The 16,546-nt window shown below is 69.9% G+C and carries 15 protein-coding genes and 1 other RNA gene; 6 read left to right on the top strand and 10 right to left on the bottom strand.

Features of this window, described 5'->3' with window-relative positions:
* Positions 1–14: 14 nt before the first annotated feature.
* Entirely contained in the window at positions 15–1,355 is a 1,341-nt protein-coding gene (locus tag AX769_RS13470) for a glutamine synthetase family protein (protein WP_066280205.1), read from the bottom strand.
* A gap of 35 nt (positions 1,356–1,390) precedes the next feature.
* On the opposite strand from AX769_RS13470, the gene AX769_RS13475 reads away from it, so the two are divergent.
* On the top strand, positions 1,391–3,127 hold the full coding sequence (locus tag AX769_RS13475; protein ID WP_066283700.1) for an NAD+ synthase: 1,737 nt from the start codon (positions 1,391–1,393) through the stop codon (positions 3,125–3,127).
* Positions 3,128–3,217: 90 nt separating this feature from the next.
* On the opposite strand, the gene AX769_RS13480 is transcribed toward AX769_RS13475, so the two are convergent.
* Genes AX769_RS13480 through map form a run of 3 tightly spaced genes read right to left on the bottom strand, consistent with a single transcriptional unit; the run spans position 3,218 to position 5,112 of the window.
* Positions 3,218–3,400 (bottom strand): SPOR domain-containing protein, encoded by a 183-nt coding sequence (locus AX769_RS13480; protein ID WP_066280206.1) that lies wholly within the window; start codon positions 3,398–3,400, stop codon positions 3,218–3,220.
* A gap of 51 nt (positions 3,401–3,451) precedes the next feature.
* A complete protein-coding gene (gene ppgK / locus AX769_RS13485; RefSeq protein WP_066280209.1) occupies positions 3,452–4,213 on the bottom strand; it encodes a polyphosphate--glucose phosphotransferase in 762 nt (253 codons plus the stop codon).
* A 35-nt stretch (positions 4,214–4,248) separates the two neighbouring features.
* Positions 4,249–5,112 (bottom strand): type I methionyl aminopeptidase, encoded by an 864-nt coding sequence (gene map / locus AX769_RS13490; RefSeq protein ID WP_066280212.1) that lies wholly within the window; start codon positions 5,110–5,112, stop codon positions 4,249–4,251.
* A 114-nt stretch (positions 5,113–5,226) separates the two neighbouring features.
* Between map and AX769_RS13495 the strand changes: the two genes are divergently transcribed.
* Positions 5,227–6,129 (top strand): L,D-transpeptidase, encoded by a 903-nt coding sequence (locus AX769_RS13495; protein ID WP_082763809.1) that lies wholly within the window; start codon positions 5,227–5,229, stop codon positions 6,127–6,129.
* Between the two features lie 190 nt (positions 6,130–6,319).
* On the opposite strand, the gene rnpB is transcribed toward AX769_RS13495, so the two are convergent.
* From rnpB to AX769_RS25275, 4 genes are all read right to left on the bottom strand, one after another.
* An RNA gene (gene rnpB / locus AX769_RS13500) (RNase P RNA component class A) lies at positions 6,320–6,695 on the bottom strand.
* 41 nt (positions 6,696–6,736) lie between these two features.
* Entirely contained in the window at positions 6,737–7,477 is a 741-nt protein-coding gene (locus tag AX769_RS13505; RefSeq protein ID WP_239451787.1) for a zinc ribbon domain-containing protein, read from the bottom strand.
* A 41-nt stretch (positions 7,478–7,518) separates the two neighbouring features.
* Entirely contained in the window at positions 7,519–8,343 is an 825-nt protein-coding gene (locus AX769_RS13510; protein ID WP_066280217.1) for a Nif3-like dinuclear metal center hexameric protein, read from the bottom strand.
* A 31-nt stretch (positions 8,344–8,374) separates the two neighbouring features.
* Positions 8,375–9,433 (bottom strand): hypothetical protein, encoded by a 1,059-nt coding sequence (locus AX769_RS25275; RefSeq protein ID WP_066280220.1) that lies wholly within the window; start codon positions 9,431–9,433, stop codon positions 8,375–8,377.
* Between the two features lie 130 nt (positions 9,434–9,563).
* On the opposite strand from AX769_RS25275, the gene AX769_RS13520 reads away from it, so the two are divergent.
* Both AX769_RS13520 and AX769_RS13525 read left to right on the top strand, forming a co-directional pair.
* On the top strand, positions 9,564–11,165 hold the full coding sequence (locus AX769_RS13520) for a GH25 family lysozyme (protein WP_066280222.1): 1,602 nt from the start codon (positions 9,564–9,566) through the stop codon (positions 11,163–11,165).
* Positions 11,166–11,218: 53 nt separating this feature from the next.
* On the top strand, positions 11,219–11,473 hold the full coding sequence (locus AX769_RS13525) for a hypothetical protein (protein WP_066280225.1): 255 nt from the start codon (positions 11,219–11,221) through the stop codon (positions 11,471–11,473).
* Between the two features lie 3 nt (positions 11,474–11,476).
* On the opposite strand, the gene AX769_RS13530 is transcribed toward AX769_RS13525, so the two are convergent.
* Positions 11,477–13,324 carry a phospholipid carrier-dependent glycosyltransferase gene (locus AX769_RS13530; RefSeq protein ID WP_157887616.1) on the bottom strand — a complete coding sequence of 616 codons (1,848 nt, stop codon included), beginning with the start codon at positions 13,322–13,324 and terminating at the stop codon, positions 11,477–11,479.
* A 50-nt stretch (positions 13,325–13,374) separates the two neighbouring features.
* Between AX769_RS13530 and AX769_RS13535 the strand changes: the two genes are divergently transcribed.
* Entirely contained in the window at positions 13,375–13,911 is a 537-nt protein-coding gene (locus tag AX769_RS13535; protein ID WP_066280232.1) for a GNAT family N-acetyltransferase, read from the top strand.
* On the opposite strand, the gene AX769_RS13540 is transcribed toward AX769_RS13535, so the two are convergent.
* On the bottom strand, positions 13,908–15,200 hold the full coding sequence (locus AX769_RS13540; RefSeq protein WP_066283702.1) for an FAD-binding protein: 1,293 nt from the start codon (positions 15,198–15,200) through the stop codon (positions 13,908–13,910). The two genes, AX769_RS13535 and AX769_RS13540, sit on opposite strands and share 4 nt — an antisense overlap.
* Before the next feature lie 91 nt (positions 15,201–15,291).
* On the opposite strand from AX769_RS13540, the gene AX769_RS13545 reads away from it, so the two are divergent.
* Positions 15,292–16,545 (top strand): MFS transporter, encoded by a 1,254-nt coding sequence (locus AX769_RS13545; protein WP_066280235.1) that lies wholly within the window; start codon positions 15,292–15,294, stop codon positions 16,543–16,545.
* The last annotated feature ends 1 nt before the right edge of the window (position 16,546 follow it).

The raw sequence follows: 16,546 nt of genomic DNA on the forward strand, positions 1-16,546 counted from the left end.
TCGGCGCGGGTGGGCTAGAGCATCTCGAGGTTCGAGCGGAGCTCGAACGGAGTGACCTGCGCGCGGTACTCCTTCCACTCCTGACGCTTGTTTTTCAGCACGTAGTTGAAGACGTTCTCACCCAGCGTCTCGGCGACCAGCTCGCTGTCCTCCATGAGAGACAGAGCGTGGTCGAGGCTGGCCGGCAACTGGTTGTAGCCCAGGGCGCGGCGCTCGGCGTCGGAGAGGCTCCAGACGTTGTCCTCGGCCTCGGCCGGCAGCTCGTAGCCCTCTTCGATGCCCTTGAGGCCCGCGGCCAGGAGCAGCGAGAACGCCAGGTAGGGGTTCGCCGCCGAGTCGATCGCGCGGTACTCGACGCGGCTCGACTGGCCCTTGTTGGGCTTGTAGAGCGGCACACGGACGAGAGCAGAGCGGTTGTTGTGGCCCCAGGTGACGAAGCTCGGAGCCTCGTCGCCGCCCCAGAGGCGCTTGTAGCTGTTGACGAACTGGTTGGTGACGGCGGTGATCTCCGGGGCGTGACGCAGGAGGCCCGCGATGAACTGGCGGCCGATCTTCGAGAGCTGGTATTCGGCTCCTGCCTCGAAGAAGGCGTTCGCGTCGCCCTCGAAGAGCGAGAGGTGCGTGTGCATTCCCGAGCCGGGGTGGCCCTGCAGCGGTTTCGGCATGAACGTCGCATAGACGCCCTGCTCGATCGCGACCTCTTTGACCACGGTGCGGAAGGTCATGATGTTGTCGGCCATCGTGAGCGCGTCGGCGTAGCGCAGGTCGATCTCGTTCTGGCCGGGGCCAGCCTCGTGGTGGCTGAACTCGACCGAGATGCCGAGGTCTTCGAGCATGCGCACCGAGCGCCGACGGAAGTCGTGCGCGGTGCCACCGGGGACGTTGTCGAAGTAGCCGGCCTGGTCGACGGGCTCTGGCTGGCCGTCCTTGCCGATCTTCGACGACTTGAGCAGGTAGAACTCGACCTCGGGGTGCGTGTAGAACGTGAAGCCGCGGTCGCCGGCCCGTGCCAGGGTGCGCTTCAGCACGTTGCGCGGGTCGGAGACGCCGGGCGCGCCGTCGGGCGTCGCGATGTCGCAAAACATGCGGGCCGTGGGGTCTTCTGTGCCCCGCCACGGCAGGATCTGAAAGGTGGTCGGGTCGGGATGCACCAGGACGTCGGCCTCGAACGAACGCGTCAGGCCCTCGATGGCCGACCCGTCGATGCCGACGCCCTCGGCGAAGGCGCCCTCGACCTCGGCGGGCGCGATGGCCACCGATTTGAGGGTGCCGATCACGTCGGTGAACCAGAGTCGGATGAACTTGATGCCCCGCTCTTCGATGGTGCGAAGAACGAAGTCGGTTTGCTTGTCCATTCAGGCCCTTTCTGCTCCCCGATAGGCTAGTGGACATGCCCCGACTCCGCTTGGCGCTCGCTCAGACCAACCCCGTCGTGGGCGACCTCGCGGGCAATTCCGACCAGATCGTCAGAGCCGCTCGAGCGGCTCGAGACGCGGGGGCGGATCTCGTCGCCACGGGTGAGATGAGCATCACCGGCTACCCGATCGAAGACCTCGCGTCGCGCCCCAGCTTTTTGGTGGCCGCCCGCGGCGCCGTCGAGGTCCTGGCGCAGCGCCTCGAGGCCGAGGGGCTCGGCGGCCTGGCCGTCGTCGTCGGGCACCCGGACGGCCCCTTCGAGCCGAGGCTGCTCGACACGTCGAACGCGCCCACGGCGATCGCGAAGAACTGCGCGAGCGTCCTGCAGGGCGGGCGTGTCGTGACCACCACGGCGAAGTACCACCTGCCCAACTACTCGGTCTTCGACGAGTACCGCGTGTTCATCCCGGGCGACGAGCTGCTGGTCGTGCGCATCAAGGGCATCGACGTCGCACTGATCATCTGCGAGGACCTGTGGCGCGACGGCGGGCCCGTCGGCCGCGTGATGGACGCGGGTGCCGGCCTTCTGCTCGTCATCAACGCGAGCCCCTGGGTCGCCGACAAAGACGAGGTGCGCCTGCCCCTCGTCAACCGCCGCGCCACCGAGAACGACACGCTCGTCGCCTACGTCAACATCGTCGGCGGCCAGGACGACCTGCTCTTCGACGGCGACAGCGTGGTGGTCGACGGATCGGGCGAGGTCCTGGCCCGCGCCCCGCAGTGGACGGAGCACCTGCTCGTCGTCGACCTCGACCCCCAGCCGAGTGAGAATCGCGCGCTGCCGGCCGGGATCCGCCGAGTCGACGTGAAGGCGCGGGAGTTCGGTCAGTACAACGCCTTGGCGCCCGACATCGCCGAGCTGCCTGACGACCTCGAGCAGCTCTGGAACGGGCTCGTCACCGGCCTCCGCGACTACGTGGCGAAGAACGGCTTCACGTCGGTCATCCTCGGCCTCTCGGGTGGAATCGATTCGGCCGTCTGCGCGGCGCTCGCGGCCGACGCCCTCGGCGGTTCGTGCGTCTTCGGCGTCTCCATGCCGTCGCAGTGGTCGTCCGACCATTCGCGGTCGGACGCCGACGACGTCGCCGAGCGCATCGGCGTCAACTACACCGTCGAGCCCATCAAAGACCTCGTCGAGCCGTTCGAGCGGCAGCTGAAGCTGACCGGGCTGGCTGCCGAGAACGTCCAGGCCAGGGCGCGCGCGCTGATCCTGATGGGGCTCTCGAACCTCGACGGGCACCTGGTGCTGACGACCGGAAACAAGACCGAGCTCAGCGTCGGGTATTCGACGATCTACGGCGACTCGGTCGGCGGGTTCGCCCCGATCAAGGACGTGCCGAAGACGATGGTGTGGGAGCTCGCGAAGTGGCGCAATCGTTTCGCCTCGGCGAACGGGCGCCCCGAGCCGATCCCCTCCAACTCGATCACGAAACCGCCGTCGGCCGAGCTTCGGCCGGGGCAGGTCGACCAGGACACGCTGCCGCCCTACGAGATCCTCGACGGAATCCTCGACGCCTACATCACGAAGGCCCTGGGCGCGGCGGATGTCGTCGCGCTCGGCTACGACGCCGCCACGGTGGCCGAGGTGACGAAGCTCGTCGACCGTTCGGAGTGGAAGCGGCGCCAGGGCGCGATCGGGCCGAAGATCTCGGGCATGGCGTTCGGTCGAGACCGGCGGCTGCCGATCACCTACCGCCCTACCGGCCTGTAGCCAGCAAACCCTCGCGGGCGGCAACCGCGCAATGCCTAGGCACTGCGTGCCTGCCGCTAGCGAGGGTCTGGGCCGGCGGCCGCGGCGCGGCTAGTTGTCTTCGGCAGCCTCTTCGGCGGCCCACTTCTCGCTGTTCGCCTTGATCTGAGCGAGCGCGTGCTCGGCCTCGTCACGAGTGGCGTAGGGGCCGGCGCGGTCGATCGCGGGCGAGACCATGCCCTCCTCGACCTCGTGCGTCTTCGTGTTGTACCAGTACTGCGTCGGTTCGGCCATGCCTAGACCCTAGCGCGAGCGGGGGTGGTCGGAGCCGCCGAGGGCGAAGGGCTAGAAGGCGGGCTTCGACTCGGCGGCGAGGGCGGCGGCGCCCAGGATGCCGGCGTTGTTGCGCAGCTTGGCGGGCACGATCTCGGCGCGCAGGTCGAGCAGCGGCAGGAATTCCTCGTACTGCTTCGAGACGCCGCCACCGACGATGATCAGCCGCGGGTAGAGCAGCGCCTCGAGGGTCGAGTAGTACTTCTGCAGGCGCTTCGCCCAGTGCTTCCACGAGAGGTCGTCGCGCTCTTTCGCGGCGAACGAGGCCTTCGTCTCGTAGTCTTTGCCGTCGATCTGGATGTGGCCGAGCTCGGCGTTGACGATCAGCACGCCGTCGTTGATCAGGGCGGTGCCGATGCCGGTGCCGAGAGTGGTCATGATTACGAGGCCGTCGACGCCCTTGGCGGCGCCGTAGCGCGATTCGGCGTAGCCGGCGGCATCGGCGTCGTTGACGAAGTGGATGGGCTGGCCGAGGGTCTTCTCGAAGAGCTTCTCGGCCTCGAAGTCGATCCACTTCTTCGACACGTTGGCGGCCGAGAGGGTCTTGCCGTCCATGATCGCGGCGGGGAAGTCGATGCCGACGTGGAGGCCCTTCGCCTGGTCGCCGAGCTTCTCGACCACCTGCTTGGTCACGTCGGCGATCGCCTCGGGCTCGCCGCCGGCAGGCGTGTCCATCTTGACGCGATCGGTGACGAGCTCGCCGGAGTCGACGTCGACGATCGCGCCCTTGATGCCGGTGCCGCCGATGTCGATGCCCAGTGCGTGGGTGGCCATGATGCTGCTTTCTGTCAAGGGTTCAGTGACGGTGGTCAGTAGTCGGTCAGGATCCTGGCGCCGCGTTCGGTCACGACCAGGGTGTGCTCGAACTGGGCGGTCAGCGACTTGTCGCGCGTCGTCACCGTCCAGTCGTCGGCCCAGATGTCGGCCGACGTCTCGCCGAGCGTGAGCATCGGCTCGATGGTGAACACCATGCCGACCTCCATCACGTCGTCGAACTGCGGGGCGTCGTAGTGCGGGATGATGAGACCCGAGTGGAAGGCGCGGCCGACGCCGTGCCCTGTGTAGTCCTTCACCACGCCGTAGCCGAAGCGCTTCGCGTACATCTCGATCGCACGGCCGATGACGTTGACCTGTCGGCCTGGTGCGACGGCCTTGATGCCGCGATCGAGCGCGAGTCGGGTGCGCTCGACCAGGTCGACGGCATCCTGCGACCCGGTGCCCACGACGAACGTGCGGTTGGTGTCGCCGTGCACGCCGTTCGTGAAGGCGGTGATGTCGATGTTGACGATGTCGCCGTCGACGAGCACTGTGTCGTCGGGGATGCCGTGGCAGATGACCTCGTTGATCGAGGTGCAGACCGACTTCGGGAATCCGCGGTAGCCGAGGGTCGACGGGTAGGCGCCGTGCGAGACGACGTAGTCGTGGGCTACACGGTCGAGCTCGTCGGTGGTGATGCCGGGCCGGATCGCCTCGCCGACCGCCGTGATGGCGTCGGAGGCGATGCGGCTCGATTCGGCGATCAGCTCGATCGTCGCCTCGTCGAAGACGTCGCCCTCGGTGTACGGCGCGGGCCCGACCTTGCCCACGTACTCCGGGCGATCGATGGTCGGAGGGACCGGACGCAGCGGCGAGATCCGACCGGGGGTCAGGTGACCGTGTGAATCCCGGGGCATGCCATCCAGCTTAGACGGGGTGGCAGCGTCGACGGGCCGACCTCTTCGGACGCGCCGGCTCTCGTGTGCCACACTCGGAACGGTCGGCACTCGGGCGTCGGCAGGGAGGGCGCGATGTCGAGACGGCGGTGGGTGCTGGTCGCAGCATCGTGTGCCGTGCTGGCCCTCGCCGTCGTGATCCTGTTCGTCGCCGCGCCGTGGCGTTCTGAGCCGATTGCGGCCCCTCCTCCTGCGGCGACCCACGCCACCTCGGCGCCCGCACCGACGCCGACTCCGACCGAGCAGCCGACGCCGCCGCAGTCGTCGCAGGCCGCCCTGGCGGCGGTGCCGCTGGCATTCTTCGACGCGGCCATCGCGGCGCTGCCCGACCCGGCCACTCTGCATCCTGCGACCGCCTGGCAGGTCGCCACGCCGCGGGCGCCCCTCGTCGGCCTCTACGCCTCCCCGGGCGCCGCCTCCCCCGTGATCGCCGCACTCGGCTCGACGGTGCCGACGATCAACCGCCCGACCGCCGTGGCCGTCTACGGGACCGAGGGCGGCATGATCCTGATCTCGACGCCGTCACGGCGCACGGTGCCAGGATCCGGGGCCCCGTCGGCGCCGAGCGCGACCTTCGCTTGGGCGCGTGCCGCCGACTTCATCCTGACGCCGATCGACCGCATCGTCGAAGTCGACAACGCGACGTCGACGGTCTCGATCGTGACGCGCGAGGGGGCTCTCGTCGCGTCGGAGAAGGCGCGGCTCGGAACCCCGACCGACCCGACGCCGGCGGCCACGTCGACGTACATGGAGGCCAACTACGTCGACCCGCGCGTGACGTACACCGACGGAAACCCCATCTCTCTCACCGGCGCGCACTCGTCGCTCCTGCCCGGCTTCGGCGGCAACTCGGCGCTGACGGCGCTGCACTACTACCCCGACCCCACCGGCAGCTCGCACGGCTGCGTCCGGGTGTCGGCCGCCATGACCCGGGCGCTCGCGAAGCTGCCCGTCGGCACGCCCATCGTCTTCAGCTGAGGCGCTGAAACGATAGAGGGCGAGCCGCGAGCAGCGTGGTCGAACTTCCTCCCCTGGCTGTTGTGCCTCGAGAGGAAGCGTGGCGACGGGAGGAAGACGCGGTCGTTGATCCTCCCGAGCGGAGATTCCTCCCGGGGCTGCCGGGCCGGGCGGCCGCCGTGCGGGGCTGCTCGGGCCGAAGAGAGCGGGGCGAATGGGCCGGCTGGTACGCCGGGTTCTGTCGCGCCGTGCAAGCACGGTGCGGACGGCCATCTATCTCGGCGATACGTTGCCGCAGCGCTCTAGCGGTCTACCCGGGAACTCGGCGAGCAGCCTCGAGCGTTCCCTGTCTGACCTTGCTCCGGGCGAGGTTTACATAGCCGGCCGGTCACCCGAGCCGCTGGTGGTCTCTTACACCGCCGTTTCACCCTTACCGCGCGGCCCTGGAGCCACGTGGCGGTCTGCTTTCTGTTGCACTTTCTCGCGGGTTGCCCCGGGTGGGTGTTGCCCACCGCCCTGCTCTGTGGAGCCCGGACGTTCCTCGGCGACGGCCCGAAGGCTGTCGACGCGACCGTCTTGCCGACCCATTCGCGGGCCCAAGTCTAAGGGGTGCCAGGGCCCGCGCCGGTCAGATGCCTGACTCGTCGGTGCGCACCAGGATCGCCTGGCTGTCAGGGCACAGCAGCACGTCGTCGGGCGCGGCCGAGCGAACGGCGGCGAGGTCGCTGCCGGTCAGCTCGACGCCGCTGGCGCTCGACACCCGCGCCCGGAGGTGCGAGGCGCCGACGCCGTAGCGCTCGCGCTGGCGCTCGTAGAGGGCGAGGAGCTCGGGCGGCACCTTGCCCGCGATGGTGGCGCGGTCGGCGACGCCGTGCTCGCGCTCCGTCTCGATGGCGGCCAGCGAGATGTCGCGTGCTGCAGCCGTCGTGTCGCGCCGGGCGGCGAGGGCCTGGAGCTCGGCGTGTGTCGCCGACACGACCGAGCCGTGCAGCTCAACTCTCTCCATGACCTCGAGCTCGAGGTCTTCGAGATCGCTGCGGCGGTTGGCGAGAGCGGCGAGTTCTTGCTCGAGGGCCGTAATGTCTTTCTGCGACGAGCTCGTCTGCAGTCGGTCCCGGTCGCGCTTCTCGCGAGCGTCGACGACGGCCACGTCGGATTCGATGCGGGCGAGCTCGCGCTGGGCGTCTTCGAGGGTGCCCTCCTCGGCGGTGAGGCGGACCCGCAGCGCGGCGGTCTGGGTCTCGATCTCGCCGAGAGCCGTCAGCTCGGGCAGCTGCTTGCCGCGGTGGGCGAGCTGCTGCACGCCGGTGTCGAGCTTCTGGAGGTCGAGCAGGAGGGCCTGATCGGAGGGGCTGGCTTTCAGGGGCATAAGCGTCTCACTCGGTCGTGGTGCGAAAAAGGGCCTGGTCGTCAGCGGACGACCGCGAAGTCCCAGGGGTCGGTGCGGAGGTCGCTCAGCGTGACCTCGAGGTCGGGCAGAGCCTGGCGCAGCTGGGCGGCGGCGGTGTCGAGCCATAGCCACTCGCTGGCCCAGTGCGAGGTGTCGATCAGTGCGGGGCCTCGCCCGAGCAGCATCAGCTCGCGCGCGTCAGAGGCGGGGTGGTGCCGCAGGTCACTCGTGATGTAGACGTCGGCCGCGAGGACAGCAGGATCGCCGAGGAGGGAGTCGCCCGCGCCCGCGCAGAGCGCCACGGTCGTGACGACTCGTTCATGGTCGCCTGCGATGCGCACTCCCCCGGCCGTCGGAGGCAGGATATCGGTCAGCTGTCGCGCAAGTGCCATCAGCGTGGTCGGCTGCTCGAGCCGGCCGACGATGCCGATCCCGGTCGCGCCTGACGGGTCGGTCGCACTCGGGGCGATCGGCGTCTGATCGACGAGACCGAGCTGGTGGGCCAGCACCCGGGAAGTGCCGGTCGCGACGACGTCGGCGTTCGTGTGGGCGGCGAGCAGTGCGACGTCGCCCGCGATGAGGCGCTGAATGACAGCGCCCTTGGTCGTGTCGGCGGCGACGGTCATCACGCCGCGGAAGAGAAGCGGGTGGTGCACGAGCAGCAGATCGGCGTTCATCTCGATGGCCTCGTCGACCGTGTCGAGCACGGCGTCGACGGCGAGGTGGATGTGCTCGATCGAGGCGGCAGGATCACCGACGACCAGACCGGGCGAGTCCCACGACTCGGCCCCCTGCAGAGGCCAGAGGGTGTGGACGGCATCGCGGACCGCGTCGAGGGTTGGCACGACGACCAGCCTACCGGCCCGTCGGTCGGGGTCAGCGGGCCTGACGACCTCGGTCGACGAGCACCACGACCACGAACGAGAGCACGATCGAGGCAACGATGCCGGCCACCAGCGACAGTTCGGGGTAGACCCCTTGCCCGTCGACGAGCCGCATGAGGTAGCCCTGCCAGCCGAACCCGGCGGCGGAGGTGCGCACGAGGCCTTCGCCGAGCGCCGTGCCGAGCACGAGGCCCGCGACGATCGCCCAGGCCGTGCGAGTCGTGACAGGCGCCGAACCATGCTGACCGCGACCGCGAAGGGCGAGCCGACCGAGGACGATGCCGATCCAGGCAGCCCCGACGACGGCCACGGCGCCGATCACGGCGGAGGGCACGAGTGCGGCGTGGACACCGGAGAGGACGAGCGCGACGACGACGAGGGCGGCAGAGGCCGCGGTGGAGGCGATCAGCAGGATGCGAGAGGCCCGGCCGGCCTGCAGTTCGCCATCGACGGCTCGCCGAGACCCCGTCGCCGGTGCGGGCTCGTCGATCTCGAGCAGCTCGGCGTCGGCTCGTCGCGCGCGCTCGTCGTGCACGTTGGCGGCGGGCTCCGGCACCGACTGGAGGGTCACGATCGGTGCGGCCGGGCTCGTGATGCGCTCGGGGACGATCAGTGTATTCGCTGGGATCGACGCGGCAGAGACGAACGTCGACCCGGTCTGCACCGGGATGACTCCGGTGAAGTGGAGCCGCGTGCGCTCGAGGGCGTCGAGAGCCTCGTCGGTGCCGATGCGCCGCATCTGCTGCTCCCACGCCGCGAAGCGGGTCGCTTCGGTCTGGCGCAACTGCATCTGCGCCTGCAGGATGCCGATCAGGTCGATCGTCGCCGTGTCGGTGGTGTGCCGACCGACCAGCGGCACAAGATCCTCGTCGTCCAGCGAGCCGCGCTCGGGCGGCTCGGGAAGCGTGACGTCGGTGGGGGTGGGAGCCTCGGGCGAAGCGGTCGAGGGCGTCTCGGGCGGATCTTCGCTGGGGCGGCGGATGGGGTGCTCGGGTGCGTCCATCAGGGCCTTCACCATCCCCGTCGCTCGCGTGTCCAGCGTGTCGGTCATGGCGGAATGATACTGGCTCACATGTTGGGATCGGGTCAGGGCGCGCGGCGTGCCGTGGCGACCTCGTGGTTATGATCGTCTCGCCGACCCCGTCCGACCACTCTCGGGGCGGTCGAACAACGGGGGAACGATGATCAACCTCAAAACGCGGGTGTCCGCGATCCTGGCCGCGTCCGCTCTGCTGGCCGGCGGGCTGCTGGCCGGCGGTGCTGCCGAGTCGGCCTCGGCCGATGCCTCGACCTGCTACCAGACGAACCCGACGTCGACGTCGACGTCGGTCAAGGGCTTCGACATCTTCGAGGACACCGGCGGGAGCCCCACGGCGGGCGCGAACATCGACTTCGCCGGCGCGCGCACAAATGGGGCTTGCTTCGTGTACATCAAGGCCAGCGGAGGCCTTCGCGTGACGAACAGCAATTTCGACGAGCAGTGGTCTGACGCTCGGAGCGCCGGCCTGTTTACGGGCACCTACTACGTAGCCGCACCCGACCTCACCGTGCCGATAATCGACGGACAGTCCGACGCCCAGCAGAGCGCCGCCTGGTTCCTCGGTCACGACGGCCAATGGGCGCCCGACGGGAAGACGCTGCCTCCGGCTCTCGACATGGAGATCAACCCCGCAGCCGTCTCGTCTTCGAAGACCTATGCGAGCGACCGCTGCTACGACATGACCTCCGGTGAACTCCGCACCTGGATCCAGCAGTTCTCGACCGCCGTGCAATCGGCCACGACTCGCAAGCCGCTGATCTACACCAACCAGGACTTCTGGAACACCTGCCTGGGCGGCTCCAGCGCCTTCGCAGCGAACCCGCTCTGGGTCGCCTCCTACGCCAAGACGCTCGCCATGCCGACGGGGTGGCCGACGTACGCGTTCCGGCAGACCTCCGAGACGCCCAACACACCGTTCCCCGGCGACCAGGACGTCTTCAACGGCACTCTGGCAAGCCTCCAGCACCAGGCCCTGGCCGACGCGTCGGCGCGGCACGACTACACGGTCGACGGCCTTCCCGACGTTCTCTCGGCCCCGGCCGGCGGCACTCTCAGCGCCAACGTCGGCACCGGCTCGGGCACACTCACCGGCTCGGTCAGGTCGCTCGGCATCACGATTCCCTCGGGCGCTCGCGTCGTCGTGCCCGGCGACATGAACGGCGACGGCTTCGCGGATCTGTATGCGATCCTCCCGTCGGGCAGCGTCGAGTACTGGAAGGGCCTACAGGGCGGCGGCTTCGCCTCGCCCGTCGTGGAGGCGACCGGGTGGAACGTGCTCCGCACCGTCGTGGGGGTGGGAGACTTCACCGGCGACGGCAACAACGACGTCCTCGCGCGCACCTCCGCCGGTCAGCTCTGGCTGTTCCCGGGCAACGGCCGCGGCGGGTTCTCGTCGCACCAGTTGCTCGGTTCCGGGTTCCAGTCCATGACCGCCATCGTCGGTGCCGGCGACCTGACCGGCGACGGCAAGCCCGACATGCTCGTTCGCACCAGCACCGGCCAACTCTGGATCTACCCGCGCACCTCGACCGGGTTCGCAACGCACATCAACGGCCCGACGGGCTTCGGGCCGGCCACCGCGATCTTCTCGGTCGGCGACTTCTCGGGCGACGGTCGCGACGACATCCTGGCGCGCCTGGGCGGTGTCCTCAAGGTGTTCAAGGGCTCCGGCGACGGCAAGCTCTCGTCGGGCGTCGTGGTGAAGGCCCCTGCCGGCGTCGCGACGAACTCGTTCGTCGGCTGAGCAGGCGGATCGCGCTCAGCGTCGGTCTCGGCCCGGAGCAATAGTCTGGGCCCATGGCAGAAGACGACGACCAGGATCCCCGCGTGCTCGGCTGGGTGCACCGCCACACCGAGCTCCTCTGGGTTCTGATCGGCGTGGTGTTCCTGATCTACGGCGTCAATGCCATCGTTCAGCTCGCCGGTGGCGTGGTCGGCCCCGACTACTCGAACGTCATCTCGAGCTTCGGTGGGGTGATCGCCGCGATCGTGGCGGGGATCCTGGCGCTTCGCGGTCGCGCCGAGCGACGTCGGGCCGGCGACGACGACTGACGCTCATTGCCCCGGGACGCTTCGCAGTCGGGTGACGAGAGCCGCCTGACCAGTGCCCGGGCGAACCCACAGGGCGTTGTCGAAGCGGCTGTCGACTGCGGCGCGTTTCCACCCGCCGATCGTGCCGAGGGCCCACGAGCGGCGCGCGATGACGAGGTCGGTGCGCGGCATCGCGCGATCGCTGTCGACGAGGCGCACGTCGTTCGGCGCGAGGAAGAACTGGTAGGCGTTCTGGCTGATGACCGTCGACGTCTGCGGGTGCCTCCAGTCGGCCGCGGTGTCGAACGACACGGTCGGATCGCCGGCGCGCGTGACGAGCGGCGCGAGTCGGAACGCCGTCTGGTACTGCCCGTAGACGGGCCCGACGGTTCGAGCCTGACCGATGACGGCTCCCGTGAGGGCGAAGACGAGTGCCCCGGCGAGGAGCCAGGTCGGTCGAGGTGTGGTACGTCTCACGAGCAGGAGACCGACGAGCACTCCCCCGCCGACGAGCCCGGCCTGCACGAGAGGGAGGGCGTGGTCGCCGTGCCCGACGAGCCAGTCGTCGAGAGCGAGGCCGAAGACGTTCATGGGGTTCCAGCCGGATCTCGTGTGCTCGGCTGTCGGCACGAGCGCGGCTGCGGCGAACCCGTAGCCGATCGCGACGACGGCGAAGACGGCGACCAGCACGACGGGGCCCCGGAGGCGCCGCCGCAGTCGGCCGACGCTCGTCGTCAGCCGAACGAGCCCCAGGAACGCCAGGACGTCGGTCGCCGGTTCGAGGTAGCGCCCGTACACGTAGATGTCGAGGCGCTCGTGCGTGGCGACCGACCCGCTCATGTAGCCGACGGACACGACGAGGAGTCCCAGGATCCAGACGGCCGTCCAGCACGCCCACCCGGGCTGTCGGTCGTCGATCTCTCGCCGGACCCCGCGTGCGACGAGTGCGACACCCGGAAGCGCGAGGCCGGCCGTCGCCACGACCGCGTACCAGATCTGCCCTGACGCAGTCAGAGCCGTGGCTCCGGGCTGGCTGGCGAGCAGTTCGGCCACCCCCGTCGTCTCGCGCCCGGTCGAGTGGTACAGAACGAGCTCGAGGTGCCGGTTGAGTGCGTATCCGGCGCCGGCGACGGCGAGGGCCGAGACGAGTAGCGCGGATCCTGCGCCCCACCGTTTTCGCGCGAGCAGCAGCACGGCCCACAGGACGGTTGCTGCGACGAGCCCGACGAGGCGGCCGTGGACGGTGAACGCGAAGCCGGAGGCAGCGCCTGCCGCGGCGAACCACGCGGCGGTGGCGAGACCGCCGTGGGCGTGGGCTCGTTGAGCCGCAATGAGCCCGAGCAGCGCGGCCGCGCAGACGACGAGGCCCAGAAAGCTCTCGGAGAGCGCGAAACCCGCCATGAGCGAGTGCGCCGGAAGCGCGACGACCACGGAGGCAGCCGTCACGGCGTGCGCTCGGCGCAGACCGAGCCGGCGCGCGAGTGCAGACAGGACAGGGATCGTCGCGACGCAGCTGAGAGCCGAGAGCAGCACGGCGATCCGGTAGAACGGCAACGGATCCGGCACCAGCCACCAGACCGGCACGAGCACGAGCGACCAGCCCGGGTAGTAGGAGTCGGCTGAGATGTGCAGGGCCGGCCCGCCGGCCATCGCGATCGCGTTGGCGAGATAGCCGATCTCGTCGCCGAAGAAGACCGGTGACAGGCGCTGGTCCGCGAGAATCACGACGAGCCCCGTGGTCACGGTGGCCGCGACGAGCGCGACGACGACCTCGGTTCGCCCGGACCGGAGGATCGAACGCAGACGCCGACCGGCAGCGAGGCGGACCGGACGCACCGGATCAGCCGCGGGGCCGCTGTCGAGGAGGGTCACGGTCGCACTGTAACGGGTGAGCGTGGCGCGGATGTGGGCAGGATGGGGTCATGACGTTCTTCTCGCGCGATCTCGGCGACGGCTACGACCTGGTGCTGCGCGACGCGTCGACGGTCGACGAGATGTTCGAGCTGACACTCCGCAACATCGAGCGTCTCCGCGAGTGGGAGGACTGGGCTCAGGGCGAGCAGAGCCGCGAGGCGAACGAGGCCTTCTCGAAGGCGACGCTGCACGCCTTCGCCGACGGCACGCAGCTGCCGCTCGCCCTCCGTCACGACGGCCGGATCATCGGGGCCGTGGGTCTGCGCATCGACTCGTACTCGCACTCGGGAGAGATCGGCTACTGGCTCGACGGTGAGCACGAAGGGCGCGGGGCGATGGCGCGCGCGGTCGAGGCGATCGTCGAGTGGGTGTTCGCCGACGAGGTCGTGCCGCGTCTCGAGATCCGCACGGCGACGGCGAACGCGCGCAGCCGGCGCCTGGCCGAGCGGCTCGGGTTCCGGCTCGAGGGCGAACTGAAGTCGGCCATGAAGGTGGGCGACGCGCGGCACGACGTCGTCGTCTACGCGCGCCTGGCTGACGCCTAGCGGCCCAGCACGAGGTGGTCGACGTAGCCGCCGGCGAACTTGCGGGCCGGGTCGGCGTCGGCCACCAGTGCCCTGAAGTCGTCGAGGCGCGGGTAGAGGCGGGCCACGTCTGCGGGGCCGAGGGCGGTCATCTTGCCCCAGTGCGGCCGTGGCGACAGCGGCCGCAGAGCCTCCTCGATCACGGGCAGGAGGGCGCCCACCTCGGCCGGGTGCTTCTTCCAGGTGAAGCTGAAGGCGATCGAGTCGCGCCCCGCGGTGGTCGAGAGCCACAGGTCGTCGGCGGCGATCGTGCGGATCTCGGTGACGTGCAGGTGCGGCCGGATCCGGTCGCCGAGAGCCGTCAGGATGCCGAGTGCGCGGCCGGCATCGTCGAGATCGACCACCCACTCCGACTGGATCTCGCTGCCCACCGAGGGGGTGCGGTCGATGCGGAAGTGCGGCAGGCGCTCCGACCACGGGCCGACGGTGCCGTCGGAGGGGTTCGAGTTGCTCGTCGGGTCGATCGGGTTGCGCTCGCGGGGGTCGCGATGCGCACCGACCAGCTCGTCGGGCATGGGCACGTCGGCGGCCCCGTCGGGGACGCGGGTCTTGACGAGCAGCTCGCGCCGCGTGTCGCCGTAGTCGGTGAAGAGGCTGACGCTGTAGCCGAGACCCATGACGTCGCGGAACCCGTCGCCCTCGAGAGCCGACCAGGGCACGCCGAGGTAGGCGTCCTGTCGCATCCTGAAGCTGGGCTCGACGTCGAGCGTCACGCGCGCGGTGACACCGAGGGCACCGAGGGCGATGACGCTGCCGTCGAAGCCCTCGTCGCCGCGGCGGATCGTTCGGAGCGTGCCGTCCGGCCCGACGATCTCGAGAGAGCGGACGGCAGTCGACAGCGAGCCGAGCGTGGTGCCCGAGCCGTGCGTACCGGTGGCGATGGCCCCGCCGACGGAGATGTGCGGCAGTGAACCCATGTTGTGAAGGGCGAGCCCTTCGGCCTCGAGCACGGTCGCGAGCTCGGCGTAGCGCGTGCCGGCGCCGACGGTCACCGATTGCCGGTCGGCGGCGATCGCTATGTTGGCGGGGATGGCGGTGGTCGTGACGAGCGCCCCGGGGCTGTCGGCCACGGCATTGAACGAGTGGCGGGTGCCCAGCGCGCGGATGACGGGCTCGCGAGCCACGGCCTCCTGCAGCTCGTCGATCGTGTGCGGAGACAGGATGCGCGCGGCACCGTACGTGTAGGTGCCGGCCCAGTTCTGCTCGTGGCCGTCGTGGTCGACGGGGTCGCGCTCTGCGGTGGACGTCATGCCGACCACTGTGTCACGACCCCGTAACGTTCGGCGGATCGGCCGCGCGAGGGATCCTCGCATCCTGCCGTCTCTCGATAGGGTCGAGGCGATGTCGACCGTCTCGTTGCTCCGCCACGCGCAGTTCCGGCGGATCTTCCTGGCGACATCGGTGAGCACTTTCGGCGACAGCATCGCACCGATCGCAGTGGCCTTCGCCGTGCTCGCCACGCGGCACTCGGCGATCGACCTCGGCCTGGTGCTCGCGGCCCGGACGCTGCCGCTCGCCCTGCTCTCGGTGATCGGCGGGGCCTGGGCCGACCGGCTGCCGCGCAAGAGCCTCATGGTCGCGAGCGACCTCGTGCGCCTCGGCACGCAGGGGGCGTTCGCCTTCGTGCTGGTCGGCCACTCCCCCGCGCTCGGGGCGATGGTCGCCCTGCAGGCCGGCAACGGAGCGGCGACCGCATTCTTCCAGCCGGCGTCGTCGGGGCTCGTGCAGGAGGCGGTGCCCGTCAACGACCGGCAGAGCGCCAACGCGCTGCTCTCGGCGACGGGCAACATCTCGTCGATCGCCGGGCCCGCCATCGCGGCTCTGCTGATCGCCTTCGCCGGCAACGCGTGGGCGGTCGGCGTGGACGCCGCATCGTTCGGTGTCAGCGCGCTCTTCCTGTCGCGGGTGATCGTGCCGCCGCGGGCCGTGAAAGCCAGGATCGGGATGGCTCGCGAGATCGCCGAGGGGTTCCGCGCCGTCGTCGAACGGAGGTGGCTCGGGCTCGAGATCGCCGGCTTCGCGCAGTTCCAACTCTTCATTCTCGCCTCATACGGCGTGCTCGGGCCTCTGGTCGCCGAGCGGCACTACGCCGGCGCGTCGACGTGGGCGCTCGTCGCTTCGGTGAGCGGCATCGGGGCGCTCGTCGGCGACGCGCTGTCGCTGCGTCTGCGACCGAAGCGGCCGCTGGTGGCGGCGAATCTCATCAGCCTGGGGTGCGTGCCGCTACTCGTCGCACTGGCCTTCGGGGCTCCGGTGGCGGTGCTCGTCGGGTGTGCCCTCGTCTTCGGCATCGCGCTGAGCCTGCCCGACACGCTCTGGTTCACCGTGCTGCAGGACAAGGTGCCGTCCCACCTGATGGCACGGGTGTCGTCGTTCGACTGGATGGGGTCGACGGTGCTGCGGCCCATCGGCCTGGCTGTCGTCGCGCCGGTCGCGGCCGTCTTCGGGCCCGGCGTGATCCTGGTGGTCGCTGCCGGGGCGACCGCGGCGACGCTGATGGGGTTGTTGGCCACGCCGAGCGTGCACGGGTTGATCGCGGGCCGCGAGGTCGACGAAAGGCCTTCGCCGTCGCAGTCGCCGTCACCGTCGGCCTGAA

This window comes from Frondihabitans sp. PAMC 28766, assembly GCF_001577365.1.
Taxonomy (GTDB): domain Bacteria; phylum Actinomycetota; class Actinomycetes; order Actinomycetales; family Microbacteriaceae; genus Frondihabitans.

Coding starts and splice junctions, on each gene's coding strand:
- AX769_RS13505 (WP_239451787.1), bottom strand. CDS start 7,477: ATGCCCCTGAAAGCCAGCCCCTCCGATCAGGCCCTCCTGCTCGACCTC.
- map (WP_066280212.1), bottom strand. CDS start 5,112: ATGCCCCGGGATTCACACGGTCACCTGACCCCCGGTCGGATCTCGCCG.
- AX769_RS13475 (WP_066283700.1), top strand. CDS start 1,391: ATGCCCCGACTCCGCTTGGCGCTCGCTCAGACCAACCCCGTCGTGGGC.
- AX769_RS13520 (WP_066280222.1), top strand. CDS start 9,564: ATGATCAACCTCAAAACGCGGGTGTCCGCGATCCTGGCCGCGTCCGCT.
- ppgK (WP_066280209.1), bottom strand. CDS start 4,213: ATGGCCACCCACGCACTGGGCATCGACATCGGCGGCACCGGCATCAAG.
- AX769_RS13545 (WP_066280235.1), top strand. CDS start 15,292: ATGTCGACCGTCTCGTTGCTCCGCCACGCGCAGTTCCGGCGGATCTTC.
- AX769_RS13525 (WP_066280225.1), top strand. CDS start 11,219: ATGGCAGAAGACGACGACCAGGATCCCCGCGTGCTCGGCTGGGTGCAC.
- AX769_RS13540 (WP_066283702.1), bottom strand. CDS start 15,200: ATGACGTCCACCGCAGAGCGCGACCCCGTCGACCACGACGGCCACGAG.
- AX769_RS13480 (WP_066280206.1), bottom strand. CDS start 3,400: ATGGCCGAACCGACGCAGTACTGGTACAACACGAAGACGCACGAGGTC.
- AX769_RS25275 (WP_066280220.1), bottom strand. CDS start 9,433: ATGACCGACACGCTGGACACGCGAGCGACGGGGATGGTGAAGGCCCTG.
- AX769_RS13535 (WP_066280232.1), top strand. CDS start 13,375: ATGACGTTCTTCTCGCGCGATCTCGGCGACGGCTACGACCTGGTGCTG.
- AX769_RS13470 (WP_066280205.1), bottom strand. CDS start 1,355: ATGGACAAGCAAACCGACTTCGTTCTTCGCACCATCGAAGAGCGGGGC.
- AX769_RS13495 (WP_082763809.1), top strand. CDS start 5,227: ATGTCGAGACGGCGGTGGGTGCTGGTCGCAGCATCGTGTGCCGTGCTG.